This is a genomic window from Nonomuraea sp. JJY05 (assembly GCF_043496855.1).
Lineage (GTDB): Bacteria > Actinomycetota > Actinomycetes > Streptosporangiales > Streptosporangiaceae > Nonomuraea.
The window spans coordinates 1-15,077 of record NZ_JBIEIS010000097.1; the positions used below are offsets into that span (position 1 = coordinate 1).

Consider the following 15,077-nt stretch of genomic DNA (forward strand, 5'->3'; position numbering starts at 1 on the left):
GGCGGCCAGCCCGTTCAGCCATGGATCGAGTACCGGTCGTCCTGGCGGGATCGTCTTGACCAGGGCGATGATCTGGCTGCGTTCGCCTTCGGTGAGCCGGGGCCGCCGACCAGGCCCAGGCCGATCGCCCAGGCCATCGATTCCTTCAGTGTTGAACCGGTGTAACCGCCGGCGCACTGTTTCCGCATGGCAGCCCAGCGCGGCGGAAATCGCGGGGACACGCAGCCCGTCCCAGCTGGCCACGACGATCCGGGCGCGCTGGATCCAGTCACCGGGAGCGTGCCGGGCACCGGCCAACCGGCGCACATCGTGGTCTTCCTTCTCATCGCGCGGAGCCCGCGCGAACAGTAGCTTCGGCATGGCGGAAACCCTCCTGCCATGACAATCCGCCTGCTCAAGGCTCCTGGCCAGGGGCAATCCCACACGCTTTGAGGAACGCAGCACCTAGTCAGGTGATCGCAGCCCTGCCTCAGGTTCGGGGAACCAGGCTTCCCGCGGCACCGTGAGCCAGAGGTGGGCGGCGGCCAGTTCGTCCGCGGCCCCGTGCAGAGCCCGTAGGCCGGGGTGGTCGGTGTCGGCGCGCCAGATCATCGCCCAGGGGAACAACGCGACCGGCTCCATCAGCGGTCGCAGGACGGCGCCGGGGACGGCCGGCTGGGTGGTCATGGTGAGGATGGGGGCGTTGCGGTCGCGGATGTGCTGGGCGAGTTCGTCGACGCCCTGAACGTGCGGGTGGGCCAGGGCCGGGTCGACTCCGAAGGGCGCCAGCAGCTGGAGCACCGCGTGCTCCCAGCCGGGCGTCGCGTGGTTGCCTGCGCGGATGCAGACCCCGGTGCCGCGAAGCGCCTCCAGCGGCACGGCGTCGGTCTGGGCCAGGGGGTGGCGTTCGGGCAGGAGCACGGCGATGGGCTCATGTCGTACGGTGCGCTGCCGCACCCCGTCGGGCCGGCCCGGTACGCGGCCGAAGGTGACGTCCACCTTCTCGGCCAGCAGCAGCGGCACGGCTGCCTCGGCGCCGGTGTGGAAGCGGGCGAAGAACTCCACCTCGGGAGCCCGCCGGCGCGCCTGCGCCAGCACCAGCGTGGGGGTGAGGCCCGGGCCGACGACGTCGACGGTCAGCGACTGGGGCTCGCCGCGTAGTTCGAGCAGGGTCGAGTCGTACAGTCCCAGGATCTCCCGCGCCCGGCTGAGCAGCAGCCGACCGGCCGGGGTGAGCGTGACGCGTCGCGTGGTGCGCTCCAGCAGCCGGGCGCCCATCCGATCCTCCAGCCGGCGGACGTCACGGCTGAGCGCCTGCTGGGCCACGAAGAGCCGCTGGGCGGCCCGGCTGAAATGCAACTCCTCGGCCACGACCACGAAGTGGCGCAGCAGCCGGATCTCGACGTCGTCAGGCACGGTTCCTTCCTAGCCGATTAACACGCCCGGCGCGTGAATCATGTTCGAACAGGTGTTGGACCCCACAGCGCCGGGGCGGCCACGATTGCCGTGCGAGATCCACCGATCGGGGAGGAGCGTCATGGCCGCACGAGGCGCGATCACGGCCTGCTACGGGCTGACCGGCGTGCTGAACGCGCTGTGGGGCGCCACTCTCCCGGCCACCGACGCACGCCTGGGCCTCGGCCCGGGCCGGCTCGGGTACGTGCTGATGGCCCTGGCCGTCGGGGCGCTGGTGGCCATGCCCGTCGCCGGCCCGCTGGCCGACCAGTGGGGCGGGCGGCGCCTGCTGCGGCTGGCCGCCCCGTCCACCGCGCTGGCGCTGGCCGGGCCCGCCCTGGCCGGTTCCGTCGAATTGCTGGCGGTCTCCGCCGTCGTGCTGGGCATGCTGCTGGGGGTGCTCAACGTGGCGCTGAGCGTCCAAGCGGTGGCCGTCGAGCGCGCGCTGAACCGGCCGATCATGGCCACGATGCACGGCACCTGGACGCTGGGCGCCGTGGCGGGCGGCGGGATGATCACTGCGGCTCTGCGTGCCGCCGTACCCGTCCAGGCGCTGATGGCCGCCGCCGCGCTCCTCCTGGCAGCGGCCATGCTGGCGGTCGGCGGACGACTGGACCGGCATGCGGTCCCCAGGCCCGTCGTCACGGCTGCGCCACCGAGTCCGTCATCGCTGATCATGCTGGGAGTGGTCGGCGCGGCCGCCTTCATCACCGAGGGCGCCGCCACGGACTGGGCAGGTGTGCACGCGACCCGGGTCCTGGGCGGACATCCGGCCACCGGCTCGCTGATGTACACCGTCTTCTTCGTCGCGATGACGCTCGTGCGGTTCGCCGGCGACGCCGTACGAGCCCGGCTCGGCGCCGCGGTCACCATCCGGCTGGCCGGGTTGACGGCCACCGCCGGGTACGGGCTGGTCCTGCTCGCGGGCGCGCTACCCGCGCCGGCACGCATCGGATGCGCCCTCGCCGGCTGGGCACTGACCGGCGCGGGCATGGCGATGGTGTGGCCTGTGGTGACCAGCACGCTGGGCGCGGCCGGCGGGAACGCACGCCGGCTCTCGGCGGTCACCACCATCAGCTACGGCGGGGGCCTGATCGGCCCGGCGCTCATCGGACCCGTCGCCGCAGTGGCCGGCCTGCCGCTCGCCCTGGTGATCCCGGCAACCCTGGCGCTGCTCGTAGCCGCCATAGCGCCACCCCTGCTGACCGCAGTCGTCAGATCTCACACCCATACCGCAGGGGCCTCGACGGCCCCCGCACACAGGAGGATGCCATGACCCACACGATCACCACCGCCACTCTCGACGTCCCGGACGCGCGCCTGTACTACGAGGTACGCGGGCAGGGCCCGCTCGTGGCGCTCGTCGGCGCCCCGATGGACGCCGTGTCCTTCGCGCCGCTGGCCGACCTGCTCGCCGCCGACCACACGGTGCTCACCACCGACCCACGCGGCATCAACCGCAGCCGCTCGACGACCCCGAGCAGGACTCCACCCCACAGTTGCGCGCCGACGACCTGTCCCGGCTGCTGACGCACCTGGACGCCCGACCGGCCACGGTCCTGGGCTCCAGCGGCGGCGCGGTCACCGCGCTGGCCCTGGCCCAGGCCCGTCCCGAGCAGGTTCACACCGTCATCGCCCACGAACCCCCGCTGCTCAACCTGCTGCCGCATCATGTTGGTCATCTGCGGCCAAGGTTCAAGCGGTTGACGGTAGGAATGTGAAACGGGATCAACGAGTTGCGCGACGCTCGGTGCGAGCTGCTTCAGGCGGGGTTCCACCGTGGGTTCTGGCTGCGGGGCACAGGGGCCCGCTCGCGCTGCGGTGAGGTGCAATCGCCTACACAAATTTACTGGCACGGCACGCCGCTGGCCGAGCTCGGTGAATCGCATCGGACCAGAGAATGCCTCTCGCACGACCAACAACGCCCAGCGCTCACCCACCAGGTTCAGCGCGTGCGCCGTGACGCACCCTCGTCATATGTGCGGCCGGCAATGAATCGACGCTACAGCGGCATTCAAAAGTTTCTACTGCTTAAACCGAAGCAGGCACCCAGAATATTCAGAGAGACGGCAACCGACCACCCTGGGGGAACCATGACCCGCAAGCTAACCGTCGCCGCACTGCTCACCCTCGACGGCGTCCACGCCGAACCACGATCGTTCGCCGGCCCGTACTTCGATGACGCCGCTGCCGCAAGATCCCTGGCGACGCTGCAGTCGTGCGACGCGATGCTGATGGGCCGCACCACCTACGAGTATTTCGCGCCGGCCTGGTCGGCTGCTCCCGGTGCCTACGCCGAGCGAATCAACGCGATCGGCAAGTACGTCTTCTCCTCCACGCTCGTCCGCGTTGACTGGTCGAACACGACTCTGGTTGCTGGCGATCCTGCAGAGACGGTCGCCGAGCTCAAGCAGCAACCCGGCGGCGACCTGATGATCTACGGCTTCGGCCGGCTGCCCCGCAGCCTGCTCGAACACGACCTGGTCGATGAGTTGGTCTTCACCGTGTTCCCCGTCATCGCCGGCACGGGAACGCCACTGTTTCGCCCGGGACAGCAGGCTCAACTCGAGCTCATGTCGACCAAGGCCGAGCCGACCGGTGCCGTCGAGCTGACCTACCGCCGCCGTCGGTAGCGAGGTGCGGGAGCATCGCAACTGATCGTCGGCACGTTGCCCGATCCGACCTCTGGCCGGCACACCGTTGCGCTCGTCCGGCAACCTCGACATCGTCACCCTGGCGGCCGAGGCGGGACTGAAACGCAACAAGCTCACCACAAAGCACACCGATCTCAAGGACCAGTTCTACGCCCAGGTCAAGGCGCGCGACGGCATCCCCGACAGAGAGCGGAAGCTCCACGCTGAGATCGCCAGCTTGAAAGACAGGATCGCGACGTTGCAGGCCGAACGAGACGACTACCGCGCAGCCACCGAGGTTTTCGCCCGAGCCATGCACGTCCTCACCGTGGAGAACGACAACCTGCGCAGGGAGCTCGACAAGGGGCGTACCTCGACCGTCAGACCGTTGCGACCGCCTCGCTGAGTAGCTCCCGATCTTCACATCGAGACAAGCTCAGCGAAGCCAGGGCCGCCCGGCTTCGGCTCCGCGGAGCAGTGATGAGGTTCAGGCCGGCGGGGGCGAGAACGACGCCAGGAGTAGGCCGGTCAGTCGCTCCACTGCTGGCTGGTTGCCGGCGAGGTGTAGATCGCCGGATTGGACGGCGTCGGTGATCGTGCATCGGCCGTCGGTGAGGGCGCGGAGCGTATCGATGTCGGTGGTGAGTGTCGCGTCGGGGTGCCCGGTGGTCGCACGGCTGATGGTGAGGGTGTCGTCGGTGACTTCGGCGAGGTAGGTGTCGTCGCCGATGCGGAGTTCGTAGGCACCGCGCAGCTTGCCGGCGCGTGCCGGGTCGAATCCTGCCTTGATGCTGAGCAGCAGTGAGTCGATGCCGAGGTCGCCGGGCGGTAGCGGGGCCCGGCTTCCCCATCGGCCCAGTTGCAGGAGCATCGGCTCCAGTTCGCGGCCCCATGCGGTCAGCTCGTAGAGATGGACCCGTGCGGGCGCGCCCAGGTCGCGGCGGTGGACGACGCCGTGGTCGATGAGGTCGCGCAGCCGCTGGCTCAGGACGTTCGGGCTCACGCCGGGCAGGCCGCCCAGCAGATCGTTGAAGCGCTTAGGGCCCAGAAGCAGGTCACGGATCACCAGGAGGGCCCACCGCTCGCCGACGACATCCAGACCGCGGGCCACGCCACACGGATCCCCATAACTACGCCTGCCGCTCATGACCCACAGCCTACCCGAGCAATCCTCATTTAGGAGTACTACTTGTTTTTTAGGAGTTGTTTGGTCTAAGTTCGAGCCATGAGCCACTCCAGCAGCAAAGCGGCGAGCCTGCCCCAAGGCGACGTGAACCTCCTGCACACCCCCACGGCACAGCGCCTGCTCGCCACCCCGCAGCCGGCGCGGCTGGCCTACACCGGCAAGGACGGCACCCCGCGACTAATCCCGGTCAACTTCGTGTGGACCGGCGACGAGGCCGTCATCGGCGCGTTCGCCGGCACCTATAAGGTCCGCGACCTGCGCGCCCGCCCCGACGTCGCGATCACCATCGATACCGCCGACGGCCCGCCCCAGGTGCTCATGCTGCGCGGCAAGGTCACCCTGGCCGAGGTGGAGGGCGTCCTGCCCGAATACGCCACCGCGCAACGCCGGGGCATGGGCGAGGAGGCCGGTACCGCCTACCTGGAGGCCATCGACCAGCCCGGCCTGCGCATGGTCCGCATCGGCCTGCGCCCCAGCTGGGTCGGCGTGCTGGACTTCCAGCAACGCTTCCCGGGTTTGACACCCCAACCCGTCCTGGCCGCCCTCGGCGGCCAATAACACAGCCGGCCCAAGGACAGCGGAAAAGATCGAGAAGGGACGTATGAGATGGGCAAGATCGTTGTGACGGCATTCGTCACCCTTGATGGCGTGATTCAGGCACCCGGTCTTCCAGACGAGGACCGAGACGGCGGGTTCGAGCATGGTGGTTGGACGCAGGCGTACGCCGACCCGGCAATCGACCAACGAGCCACCACGTCAGTGCTGGCGGCAGACGCGCTGCTGCTCGGCAGACGGACCTACGAACTGCTCTCCAGCTACTGGCCGACCGCCAACCCCGACGACCCCCGCACCAGCAAGCTCAACAGCCAGCCCAAGTACGTCGCCTCACACACCCTGCAGACAGCCGAGTGGACCAACACCACCATCCTCGACGGGGACATCACCAAGCAGGTCACCGACCTCAAGAACACCTACGACGAGATCAGCATCTGGGGCAGCAGCCACCTGATCACCACACTGCTCCGCAACGACCTCATCGACGAGTTCGTCCTGCTGACCTACCCCCTCACCGTCGGTAACGGAAAGCGGCTGTTCAACGACGAAGCCCCCCTGAGACTGCAACTGACCGAAACAACGACCTCGAACACCGGAGTGATCATCAGCACCTACCGCCGCACCGATCCGACCTCGCCCACCGAACGCAAACCCGGATAAGACATCAACCAAAGTGGCCCTGGCCGACCGCGCGACCATCCACCACCAGCCAGCCATTCCGAGCGGCCGGCGGCAGCAGGGCAGCGATCTTCGCCCTGTCCGTCGTCATGCTCGCTGGCGGAGGAGCACAACGGCCCGCAGTCCCTGGCCAGGGCCGAAGGGGCGTGATGGCGTAGCGCCCTCGGCAGACGTGGTCCTCCCCAGATACGCGACCATGCAGCGCCAAGGACTGGCGAGGAGGCAGGCGACGCCTACCTGGAGGCGGTCGAGCAGCCCGGCCTGCGCATGGTCCGCATCATCCCTGCACCCGACCTGGGCCGGCGTCGTGGACTTCCAGAACAACGGCTCCCCGCTCTCACCCCCGAGTCCGTCCGCGCCGAACAGTAGCAGCCGCCTCGCCCGCTCCGAAGGAGACACCAACCATGAGAAAGATCATCGTTTCGATGGGCAGTACGGGTCGCAGGGCTCGCCGCGCTCGGCGGTGCAGCCGCCGCAGGTAACGGACAGGTCAGGGGTGCGGGTCATGCGAGGTGTGATTCCTTCCGGATGGGCTGGCGGGCCCGTACGCCGCTTGTACGGGCCTGAGGTGATTGGGCTCCTAGTGCTGCGTTCCTCAAAGGGTGTAGGTGAACCGTCGGCGTAGCTGCCGTGGTGGCGGTGGTGGGCGTCCCCAGACCCAGGGTTTGGCCTGGGCGTTGAGCTGGGCGGTGGCGATGCGGGTGGCGTAGTCGATGTCGTCCGGGCCGATGAAGCACTGCCCGGCGATGGCATGCCGTCGGAAGATGCGCCACCAGGCCTCTTGCAGGTTGAGCCAGCAGGCTCCGACTGGGATGAAGACTTGCCGGATCCGGGGATGGCCGGCCAGCCAGTCCCGGGTGGCGTGGCTGTTGTGGCTGGATAAGTTGTCGGTGATGACGAAGATGGGGCCATTTCCGGGGTTGGCGGCCTCGACCTTGGCAAGAAACTGCTGATAGTAGAGGCTGCTGCGCGACGGTGCGGTCATGGTGACCGCAGTCCCGTCGGCGATGCGCAGGCATCCGTAGACCCAGGTCTTTTCGGGACCGCGGGCGTAGTCCAGCGGCGCTTTGATCCGGTGCCCGTCGGGCGACCAGCCGGACGCGGGTGGGAAGGCCCGGGGCAGCACGGGGCCGAGTTCATCGGCGCAGACCACTACCGCGCCCGACGGCGGGCGCGTGTCGAGTCGATGCTCGACTGGTGGGCCGCGGTGAAGTCGATCGTCTCCTGGGCCTCCTCTTCCGACTCGCCGGGAAGCCGATGATGCACATGACATGGACCTTGATCCCCACCTGCGCGCAGTCGCCGATGATGCGCTCGATCGTGGCGATGGTGATCCCCTTGTTCATGAGGTTCAGGACCCGCTGGTTGGCGGATTCCATCCCGAACGAGAGCACCCGGCAGCCGGATTCGTGGGCGAGCCGGAAGTCGTCGCGCGTGAGGGATCTTTCCATCCGGGTCTCGCAACCCCACCGCAGATCCGCTCCCGACTCCTTGATGGCGCGAGAGATGTGCCACAGCAGCTTCGGCGACATCGACTCGTCTACGAAATAGACGTGCCGGGAGCCGTATTTCTCCGCGAGCGTGGCCAGGTCACGGCCGATGAGTTCCAGCGAGCGCACCCGGTAGCTGTCGCCGTAGATGTGGTGGTGGGTGCAGAAGGCGCAGTTCCAGTAACAACCCCGCGACGCCGGCAACGGCAGTACGGGAGCGGGCATCAGATACTCGTGCAGCCGCAGTCCGTCGAAATCCGGCGTCGGCAGGTCGTTGGCGGCCACGGGTTTGGGCATCCCGGTCTGCCGTACGTCGTCGTCCTGGCGGAAGATCAGCCCGGGAATGCCGTCAAGGGGCTCTCCGGTGTCCACGTGGTCGAGGTAGGAGACGAGCGGCCGCCCACCCTCGTAGATGACGAACGCGTCGATGAGGTCGAACAGCCACCGGTGGTGCCGAAGCCGGTCTCGATGCGAGGTGAAGAACGGCCCGCCGAGCGGGACTCGCCCCCGCGGCCTTCGCAGGCGAAGCCATCTGGCCAAGGCGAGCGCGGGATAGACCTGCCCGCGGTAGACCACGGAGATCCCGACGACGTCTCCGAGCAGTTCGCCGGGAGCGACGAGCCGGTCGTAGGCGGCCATGAACGGGCAGTCGTCCCGGGTGAGCGCCTCGCACAGCCCCTGGGGATCGGCGGCCGACGCGGTGAAGACCGAGTCGACGAGGTTGAGCTGGTCGGGTGGACGGTCCACAGTGGCGGCGGAAATGGCCTCGGCGATGACGGTGTCGGCGACGGCCATCTCCGTGGCGTCGTTGACGGAAGCGGCCGAGCGGACGGCCCGGAGCGCCGCCGGCAGCAGAGCCGCGACCGCCGGGCCTCTGCTGATGACGTCTAGGCCATGCTGGAGGTGGAACGCCTCGCTTCCGCTGAGACTGCGTCGTTCCAGCGGGCGGGTCCTCGCCTCCGCCGTGGTCACCAGTTCGCGGACGGCCTGAGGGGTCAGCAGGTGCTGGATGTAGCGCAGGTTGAGGTCCGCCTGCGTGACCTCGTGCCGGGACTCCTGCTGGACGTAGGCCTTGAGCACCGCGGTGCTCAGATACGGGTAGTTCGCTCCGGTCAGGGGCGGAAACACGAGATTTAGTGTGGCCATGTGGGCCTTCTGCTCCTGCGCCGTGATCTGTCTACGAGAGTTCGAAGTCGATGGCAAACAGCTGGGCCAGGCGCCCGGTCCGGGCGTCCGTGCCGAACCCGTCGGAGGCCGCGTGGAAATACTGCCCGTCGAACAGCACCATTCTGTTGAAGCGCATGTCGATGACATGAGCCAGGTTCCTCATTCACCTCAAGCGGATGGCCGACGCCGATGAGCCGGCGGAGCGGTTGATGAGCCGTACGCGCAACTGAAGGGGGAGCACCAGGCGGTGGGTTGGGGGTAGGTTACTTGACCGTCACCGTCGCGGACGGCGATCGCTGGCTGGTCAGCAAGAGCAGGATCCCAAGGTCTGCGATGCCCCGCACGGGGGCCGCGCAGCCAGTGAGTCATGTGTGCCTGGGGTCGCGTGGAGGTGGCGAACGGCGTCGATAGGGGATCGCAAGTTCCCTATGACCCATTGGTGGGATGCCAGAGGTGCGGTGGAAAAGGCAAGAATCATCGCGGCGGCTGAGCAGCGTGCTGATGCGCCCCTGCGAGTGTGAATCGGCACTGGGGTGCGGGTCCGTCTAGAAAGAGAGACAGAGCCGTTGTTCCTTCAGTCCCGAGACCGCCATCCGGGCGCCACGCTCAGGTCGTTGTGTGACGGGCACTATCTGATGCTGTGGCAGCCGGTGCCGGTGGGCTGGTGTCTCTTGTCGAGCGGCGGGTGGGGCGGATGATCACAGCGAGCGCGGCGGCGGCGAGGAGGACGATGATGCCGCCGACGAGCATGGCGGTGCGCATGCCCGCGGTGAAGGTAGCGATGGTGGTCGGGGTGGCGAGTTGGGCGTGAGCAAAGGCTCCGAGGGTAGCGATGCCGAGTGCGGTGCCGCCATAGCGGGCAGCGTTGACGGTCGCCGATGCGATACCGGCGCGCTGGGGCTGGACGATGTGGAGGACGGCGGCGTTGGCGGGGGCGATGGCGAGTCCTTGGCCGATGCCGTTGATGAGGAAGAGGAGCGCGGTCATCCAGTAGGTGGTGTCGGGTCGGAGGAACATCAGTCCGAGGAGGGAGACGCCCACGAGGGTGTAACCGATCGTCATGGGTAGCCCGGCGCCATGCCTGCCGGTCAGGTTTCCGGCGATCCAAGAGGCGGGGATGATCGCCAGGGTCATGGGCAGGAACAGGACACCGGTGAGAATGGCCGAGTGTCCTTGTCCGATTTGGAGAAAGAGGGAGAGCAGGAACAAGGCCCCATTGGCCGCGAAACCGAGGGCGATGGAGGCGATGTTGACGATAGTGAACTGAGGGTTCCGGAACAGTGCCATCGGCAACATCGGGTTGTTGGTGCGGCGTTCAAGGACGACAAACGCGATAAGGGCGAGGACGAACACGCCAATCGGGATCAGCGTGATGGCACTACCCCACCCATGTTCGCGGGATTCGATGCTGGCGTAGACGAGGGAGCCGAGGGTGAGGATGCCGAGAATCTGGCCGCGTAGATCGAGATGAGCATGCTCGGGGTCGGCGCTCTCGGTGATGGCGCGCCAGCCGAGGATGATCACGATGGCTCCGATGGGCACGTTGATCAGGAAGATATAGGGCCAGCTCAACGTGTCCACGAGCAGTCCGCCGAGGAGCGGGCCAGCGACGACGGCGATGCTGACGACCATGCCGTACAGGCCAAGCAGCTTGGCGCGGTAGACGTGATCGGGGGCGGAGCGTCCAATGATGGACAGTGCGCCGGGAATAATGAGGGCGGCGGCGCCGCCCTGGACGACGCTGCCGGCGATGAGCACGGTGATCGTGGGTGCGAGGGCGCAGACTAGCGACCCGGCGACGAAGAGTCCGATTCCGGTGAGGTAGGCGCGTTTGCGACCGTAGCGGTCGCCGATGAGGCCGCCGGAGAGAATGAGCGCGGCAAGGACGAGCGTGAAGCTGCCGGGGATCCATTGCAGCTGTCCGAAGTCAGCGTGCAGATCGGTGCCGATGGACGGCAGGGCGACGTTGACGATCATGACGTCGAGCAGGGCGATGAAGGTGCCCAGATAGGCAGAGAGCAGCAGGGTCGGCGAGGGCCTCTGGGTAGCAGTTGCTGCGGTGGTCATGGATGGGTGCTTTCTGAATCAGCGATGGACTCTGCGGGGATCTGCGCACCGCGACCATTGCCCACGTCTGGAGGGCTGATCGGCGCGCTGTGTGTGTGGTGGGTGGGAGTCGGCCGCTGGAAGGGTGATGGGCTGCCGCCGATGTTTCCGCTGACAACGATGGCGACGAGGGCGACGAGGGCGGCGGCCACGGGAATGCTCGCCGCTGCACGGATCGCACGGCTACGGCGGAGACTGGGAGCCGAGCCGAAAGGAGTTGCCAGCCGCCACAGCAAGAGGGCGGCGAGGGGGATCTGGGCAATCCACAGGGCGAGGCGGTACGGCCCGTTGAAGTAGAAGTCGCCGAAGCCGAAGGTGTGCCAGACCGACAACACGTAGACGGCCAGGCTGGCACGGTGGGCGATGCGCCACCAGAGCACACCGATCCGCTTGCGGAGATAGTAGGAGGGGCCGAGCAGGATCGCGAGGTAGAACGCGAAGATGCCGGTGTCGTAGAACTGCTGGTTCCAGGAGGCTTGGAACGGCAGCAACGCCTCGTTCACATTGATGGTGCGCCGCATCGCGCTGTCCATGCTGCCGACGGCGACGAACACGACATGGCCCGCGATGATCAGCAGGCTGGTCATCGACACGTGCCGGTGCAGGTCGTTGAGTAGGGCGCGGGGAACGCCAGGCCAGCGGCTGCGGGTGGAGAAGGTGAGTCCGATCAGCACGGACAGGTAGGACCAGATCAGTGCGGAGATGCCGAGGGTCTCACCCATCAGGTACGGCCACCAGTAGGCCACCTGGTGTTGCAGGTTCATGGCCGGCATCTGCAGTCCAGCCGGGTTCAGCCCGGCCGCGGAGCGGTGCCACATCCAGGCGAACAACCCGGCGCTGACCACCACGGCGGGCATGGCGTGGGCGATGCTGACCACCACCAACTTGCGGCCTCGCTGCGGCGAGCGGCGTGGCGGGCCGAGCGCATGAACTGCCGCAGGGGTGGATGCGACGGCGGTGCGCTCCGGACGCGTTGTGGCCACGTCGACGCGACGACGTGGTCGCTTCGCGATGAACCCGGACACAAGAGCTCCTTCGACTCATCCAGACTGATTCCCAGGACCCCGACTATAGTGGAGATGGTAACTCCACTTAAGCGTCCGTGCTAGTTGGGGATATGGTGGGCTGGCCCGAAAACAGAGCCTTAGCACGAGCGCGGCAGCATGACCGCGGCGCTCTGCGCCGTGGTGATCGTGTACGGGGTCATCAGGTGGCCGGCTCCAAGGGTTCGAGGGTGACGCGGTAGCCGAGGTGTTGCAGGGCGCGGACATGGCCGACGGTCTGTTTACGGTGGTGCATGCGGGTTTCGTAGTAGTCGGCTCCGAGGTCTTGGTAGACGGCCCCGGGGTTGGACAACAGGGCATGTGCGATGGTCAGGACGGTATTGCCGACCGCGACTTGAGTCTTGGGTTTGCCCCGGCGGCGAGCCAGCCGGCGGTAGCGGGCACCGATCCGGGTCTTGGTCTTGCCCGCCGAGACGCTGACCTCTCCCAGGACCCCGGCGACGTACCGGTTCCCCCGGCCCTTGGCGTTGCGGCCCTTGCGTTTGCCGGCCGAGGATTTGACCTGGGGGCAGAACTTGCACCAGGACACCAGGTGAGCGGGGGTGGCGAAGACGGTCATGTCGATGCCGATCTCGGCGATCAGGTCTTGTGCGGTGGTGCGCCCGATGCCGGGGATGCCGTCCAGCTGGCCGACCTGATGCTCAAAAGGGGCGATCAACTCCTCGATCTGAGCGGTGAGCTTGTCGATCTGGGCGGTGATGCGATCGATGTTGTCCAGCATCATCCGCAGCACGAACGCGTGATGGCCGGTGAAGGTGTCGGCCCCTTCCCAGACCTCCTCCAACATCTTGATCTTGCCGCGCATGGCGCCGCGGGCCAGCGTGGCCGGGTCGCGCTGACCGGCGATCAGCGCCTCCAACATTTCCCTCGCCGAGACCCCGTGCAGGTCCGAGACCACCACCGACAGCTTGATCTGGGCGTCTTCCAGCAGCTTCTCGCAGCGCTGCTTCTCCCGCGAGCGTTCCTCGGTCAGGTGCCGCCGATACCGGGTGAGTGTGCGCAGCCGGCGGATCTCCGGCGGGGGCACGAAGCACGCCGCGACCATGCCGCGCTCGAAGTTGCGGGCCAGCCAGACGCAGTCGGCCAGATCGGTCTTGGGGTGTCTGCAAGACTGCTGTCACCCGGTACACGCGATTGCGTTAGCGCAGCTCAGAGCGCCGTTTCGGTGTCGTGAGGGAACCCGTGGGTCACAGATCCTCGATGTAGCCGGCGGCGATGTCGTCGGGTGGGTTGGTGTACAGGCGCAGGTAGCGGTCGTTGGCGTGGCCGAGGCGGCGTTCGAGTTCGGCGCGGTTGTGGCCGGAGGCTTGGGAGAGCTGGAAGGCGAAGGTGTGGCGGGCGTCGTGCGGGCGCAGGGCACCGAGCTTGCGGTCGGGGTCGGACATCTGCGCGCCGTGCAGGCGGCCGATCTCGCCGACGATGATGTTGATCGAGCGGGGTGACAGGCGGCCGTCGGGGCGGCGGGCGGCGATGGAGGCTGCCGACAGGAACAGTGCTGCTGGCGTGTGGCTCGCCCTCCCCCTCGACGGCCGGAGCCGGCAGCTCCAGGTGGGTCTCAGACGCCCGCGCCGACTATGGTCAGGTGGCTTTGCCGCGGGCGATGTAGAGCTTCATGTCGGTGAAGTCGACGGTGATGTTGTAGGGCTTCCAGAAGCAGTGGCCGAAGTAGCCGGTCGCGTCGACCCCGGGCCCGTACGGCCAGGGCACGTTGATCTGCCCGTTCTTGTCCGCTGTGCAGTAGATGTCGTTGGCGACGGCGTCGCCGATGCGGATCTCCTTGGGGTAGCAGGGGTAGACGACGGCTTCGTGGCTGTGGCCGAAGGTCTCGATCGGGCGGTCGGTGTCGGTGCGGATGCCCAACCGTTTGGCCACCTCCAGGGACGTGCCCACGGCGCTCTCGCCGCCGGCTCCGCCGAAGTTCACGCCCATCATCCGTGGGCCTGAGTCGGCGGTGCCGGCGATGCTGCCGATGCTGCCGAGGTCGTGGTCACGGGACATCCAGATCGGCAGGGGCTTGGTGCCCGCCCGTGCGGCGTCGGTGTGTACCTTCCTGGCCGCCGCGGTGGTCGGGCGGCGCAGGATCAGCTGCCAGCCCGCGTAGTCGAAGGTGGTCAGCAGGTGGTAGAAGACCCACGTGCCGATCAGGCCGTCGCTGCCGGTGTCGACATCTGCGCCCGACTCCGTCGACGACCAGCCCACAGGGACGTTGCGCAGTTCGAGGTCGCCGAGCTTGAAGGAGTCCAGGATCCCGTAGTACACCCAGATGTCGAGGCCTTCGAAGTCGGTCTTTTCCTTGTAAACCGGGGTCAGCCCGGCTTCCTTGGCCACCGACGCGCGCACCTGCAGATTCGAGGCGCCGGTGTAGAACACGAAGCGCTTCGGCGGTCCGCCGTTGACCGAGGCCTCCACCAGCGGCTCCGGGTCCATCTGCTCAAATTTTACCCGGCCGATGTTCCCGTGGATCTGGTACGGCTCGCCGCGGAATGCCGAGAACCATTGGGCATAGCCTTCCTCGCCGCCCGCTCGCCAGCGTGGTACGGACAGGGCGAATTTGTCCTGCCGGATGTAGCAGTCGCCCAGCAGCTGGTTGGTCTCCTTGTCGTCGGGTGCCAGCTTGAGGGCCATGTTGAGGTACTTCTCGGCGTCGGGGAACTTGTTGCCCAGCAGCCCGATATAGCCGCGCCGGCGGGCCGCGTGCAGGTTCGCAGGGTCTTTCTTCAGGATCTCCTCATACGCCCGGCCGGCCTGCTCGAACTTGCCCGCC

General features: G+C 67.5%; 17 protein-coding genes and 1 pseudogene. 7 read left to right on the forward strand and 11 right to left on the reverse strand.

The genetic code is table 11. The features are described from left to right. Both ACFKCF_RS60990 and ACFKCF_RS60995 read right to left on the reverse strand, forming a co-directional pair. A partial coding sequence (locus ACFKCF_RS60990) for a helix-turn-helix domain-containing protein (protein WP_394506592.1) occupies positions 1 to 360 on the reverse strand: 360 nt, incomplete at its 3' end. 84 nt (positions 361 to 444) lie between these two features. Continuing rightward, positions 445 to 1,395, reverse strand: a complete 951-nt coding sequence (locus ACFKCF_RS60995) for a LysR family transcriptional regulator (RefSeq protein ID WP_394506594.1) — start codon at positions 1,393 to 1,395, stop codon at positions 445 to 447. A gap of 121 nt (positions 1,396 to 1,516) precedes the next feature. Here ACFKCF_RS60995 and ACFKCF_RS61000 point away from each other — a divergent pair, with 121 nt between their 5' ends. The 5 genes from ACFKCF_RS61000 (at position 1,517) to ACFKCF_RS61020 (ending at position 4,473) form a co-directional block, all read left to right on the forward strand. Further along, positions 1,517 to 2,710: an MFS transporter gene (locus ACFKCF_RS61000; protein ID WP_394506596.1), complete on the forward strand. Its 1,194-nt coding sequence runs from the start codon at positions 1,517 to 1,519 to the stop codon at positions 2,708 to 2,710. Further along, on the forward strand, positions 2,707 to 2,964 hold the full coding sequence (locus tag ACFKCF_RS61005) for an alpha/beta fold hydrolase (protein ID WP_394506598.1): 258 nt from the start codon (positions 2,707 to 2,709) through the stop codon (positions 2,962 to 2,964). The genes ACFKCF_RS61000 and ACFKCF_RS61005 overlap by 4 nt, the downstream gene beginning before the upstream one ends. Beyond that, a complete protein-coding gene (locus ACFKCF_RS61010) occupies positions 2,934 to 3,155 on the forward strand; it encodes an alpha/beta fold hydrolase (RefSeq protein ID WP_394506599.1) in 222 nt (73 codons plus the stop codon). Before ACFKCF_RS61005 ends, ACFKCF_RS61010 begins: the two co-directional genes overlap by 31 nt. A 372-nt stretch (positions 3,156 to 3,527) precedes the next feature. Next, the gene (locus ACFKCF_RS61015) at positions 3,528 to 4,067 is read left to right on the forward strand and encodes a dihydrofolate reductase family protein (RefSeq protein ID WP_394506601.1); all 540 of its coding nucleotides are present in this window, start codon (positions 3,528 to 3,530) and stop codon (positions 4,065 to 4,067) included. A gap of 67 nt (positions 4,068 to 4,134) precedes the next feature. Beyond that, positions 4,135 to 4,473 (forward strand): hypothetical protein, encoded by a 339-nt coding sequence (locus ACFKCF_RS61020; RefSeq protein ID WP_394506603.1) that lies wholly within the window; start codon positions 4,135 to 4,137, stop codon positions 4,471 to 4,473. A gap of 81 nt (positions 4,474 to 4,554) precedes the next feature. On the opposite strand, the gene ACFKCF_RS61025 is transcribed toward ACFKCF_RS61020, so the two are convergent. Further along, entirely contained in the window at positions 4,555 to 5,214 is a 660-nt protein-coding gene (locus ACFKCF_RS61025) for a winged helix-turn-helix transcriptional regulator (protein WP_394506605.1), read from the reverse strand. Between the two features lie 78 nt (positions 5,215 to 5,292). Between ACFKCF_RS61025 and ACFKCF_RS61030 the strand changes: the two genes are divergently transcribed. Together ACFKCF_RS61030 and ACFKCF_RS61035 are read left to right on the forward strand one after the other, a co-directional pair. After that, complete coding sequence (locus tag ACFKCF_RS61030; protein WP_394506606.1) at positions 5,293 to 5,811, forward strand: pyridoxamine 5'-phosphate oxidase family protein; 519 nt, start codon at positions 5,293 to 5,295, stop codon at positions 5,809 to 5,811. 48 nt (positions 5,812 to 5,859) lie between these two features. Continuing rightward, on the forward strand, positions 5,860 to 6,468 hold the full coding sequence (locus tag ACFKCF_RS61035; RefSeq protein WP_394506608.1) for a dihydrofolate reductase family protein: 609 nt from the start codon (positions 5,860 to 5,862) through the stop codon (positions 6,466 to 6,468). 613 nt (positions 6,469 to 7,081) lie between these two features. Here the strand turns inward: ACFKCF_RS61035 and ACFKCF_RS61040 are convergent. The 8 genes and pseudogenes from ACFKCF_RS61040 to ACFKCF_RS61075 form a co-directional block, all read right to left on the reverse strand. After that, positions 7,082 to 7,612 (reverse strand): transposase, encoded by a 531-nt coding sequence (locus ACFKCF_RS61040; protein WP_394506609.1) that lies wholly within the window; start codon positions 7,610 to 7,612, stop codon positions 7,082 to 7,084. Positions 7,613 to 7,622: 10 nt separating this feature from the next. Continuing rightward, entirely contained in the window at positions 7,623 to 9,104 is a 1,482-nt protein-coding gene (locus ACFKCF_RS61045; protein WP_394506611.1) for a B12-binding domain-containing radical SAM protein, read from the reverse strand. A gap of 49 nt (positions 9,105 to 9,153) precedes the next feature. Then, a complete protein-coding gene (locus ACFKCF_RS61050) occupies positions 9,154 to 9,279 on the reverse strand; it encodes a hypothetical protein (protein ID WP_394506613.1) in 126 nt (41 codons plus the stop codon). A 470-nt stretch (positions 9,280 to 9,749) separates the two neighbouring features. Continuing rightward, the gene (locus tag ACFKCF_RS61055) at positions 9,750 to 11,210 is read right to left on the reverse strand and encodes an MFS transporter (RefSeq protein ID WP_394506615.1); all 1,461 of its coding nucleotides are present in this window, start codon (positions 11,208 to 11,210) and stop codon (positions 9,750 to 9,752) included. Beyond that, entirely contained in the window at positions 11,207 to 12,274 is a 1,068-nt protein-coding gene (locus ACFKCF_RS61060) for a ferric reductase-like transmembrane domain-containing protein (RefSeq protein ID WP_394506617.1), read from the reverse strand. Before ACFKCF_RS61060 ends, ACFKCF_RS61055 begins: the two co-directional genes overlap by 4 nt. A 181-nt stretch (positions 12,275 to 12,455) precedes the next feature. Continuing rightward, positions 12,456 to 13,406 (reverse strand): annotated as a pseudogene (locus ACFKCF_RS61065) (IS110 family transposase); the annotation flags it as partial. A gap of 94 nt (positions 13,407 to 13,500) precedes the next feature. Then, positions 13,501 to 13,872: a tyrosine-type recombinase/integrase gene (locus ACFKCF_RS61070; RefSeq protein WP_394506621.1), complete on the reverse strand. Its 372-nt coding sequence runs from the start codon at positions 13,870 to 13,872 to the stop codon at positions 13,501 to 13,503. Between the two features lie 19 nt (positions 13,873 to 13,891). Further along, positions 13,892 to 15,077 (reverse strand): aspartyl protease family protein (locus ACFKCF_RS61075; protein WP_394506619.1); only part of this gene is annotated, 1,186 nt, incomplete at its 5' end.

Coding starts and splice junctions, on each gene's coding strand:
- ACFKCF_RS61035 (WP_394506608.1), top strand. CDS start 5,860: ATGGGCAAGATCGTTGTGACGGCATTCGTCACCCTTGATGGCGTGATT.
- ACFKCF_RS61015 (WP_394506601.1), top strand. CDS start 3,528: ATGACCCGCAAGCTAACCGTCGCCGCACTGCTCACCCTCGACGGCGTC.
- ACFKCF_RS61005 (WP_394506598.1), top strand. CDS start 2,707: ATGACCCACACGATCACCACCGCCACTCTCGACGTCCCGGACGCGCGC.
- ACFKCF_RS61000 (WP_394506596.1), top strand. CDS start 1,517: ATGGCCGCACGAGGCGCGATCACGGCCTGCTACGGGCTGACCGGCGTG.
- ACFKCF_RS61055 (WP_394506615.1), bottom strand. CDS start 11,210: ATGACCACCGCAGCAACTGCTACCCAGAGGCCCTCGCCGACCCTGCTG.
- ACFKCF_RS61030 (WP_394506606.1), top strand. CDS start 5,293: ATGAGCCACTCCAGCAGCAAAGCGGCGAGCCTGCCCCAAGGCGACGTG.
- ACFKCF_RS61025 (WP_394506605.1), bottom strand. CDS start 5,214: ATGAGCGGCAGGCGTAGTTATGGGGATCCGTGTGGCGTGGCCCGCGGT.
- ACFKCF_RS61050 (WP_394506613.1), bottom strand. CDS start 9,279: ATGCGCTTCAACAGAATGGTGCTGTTCGACGGGCAGTATTTCCACGCG.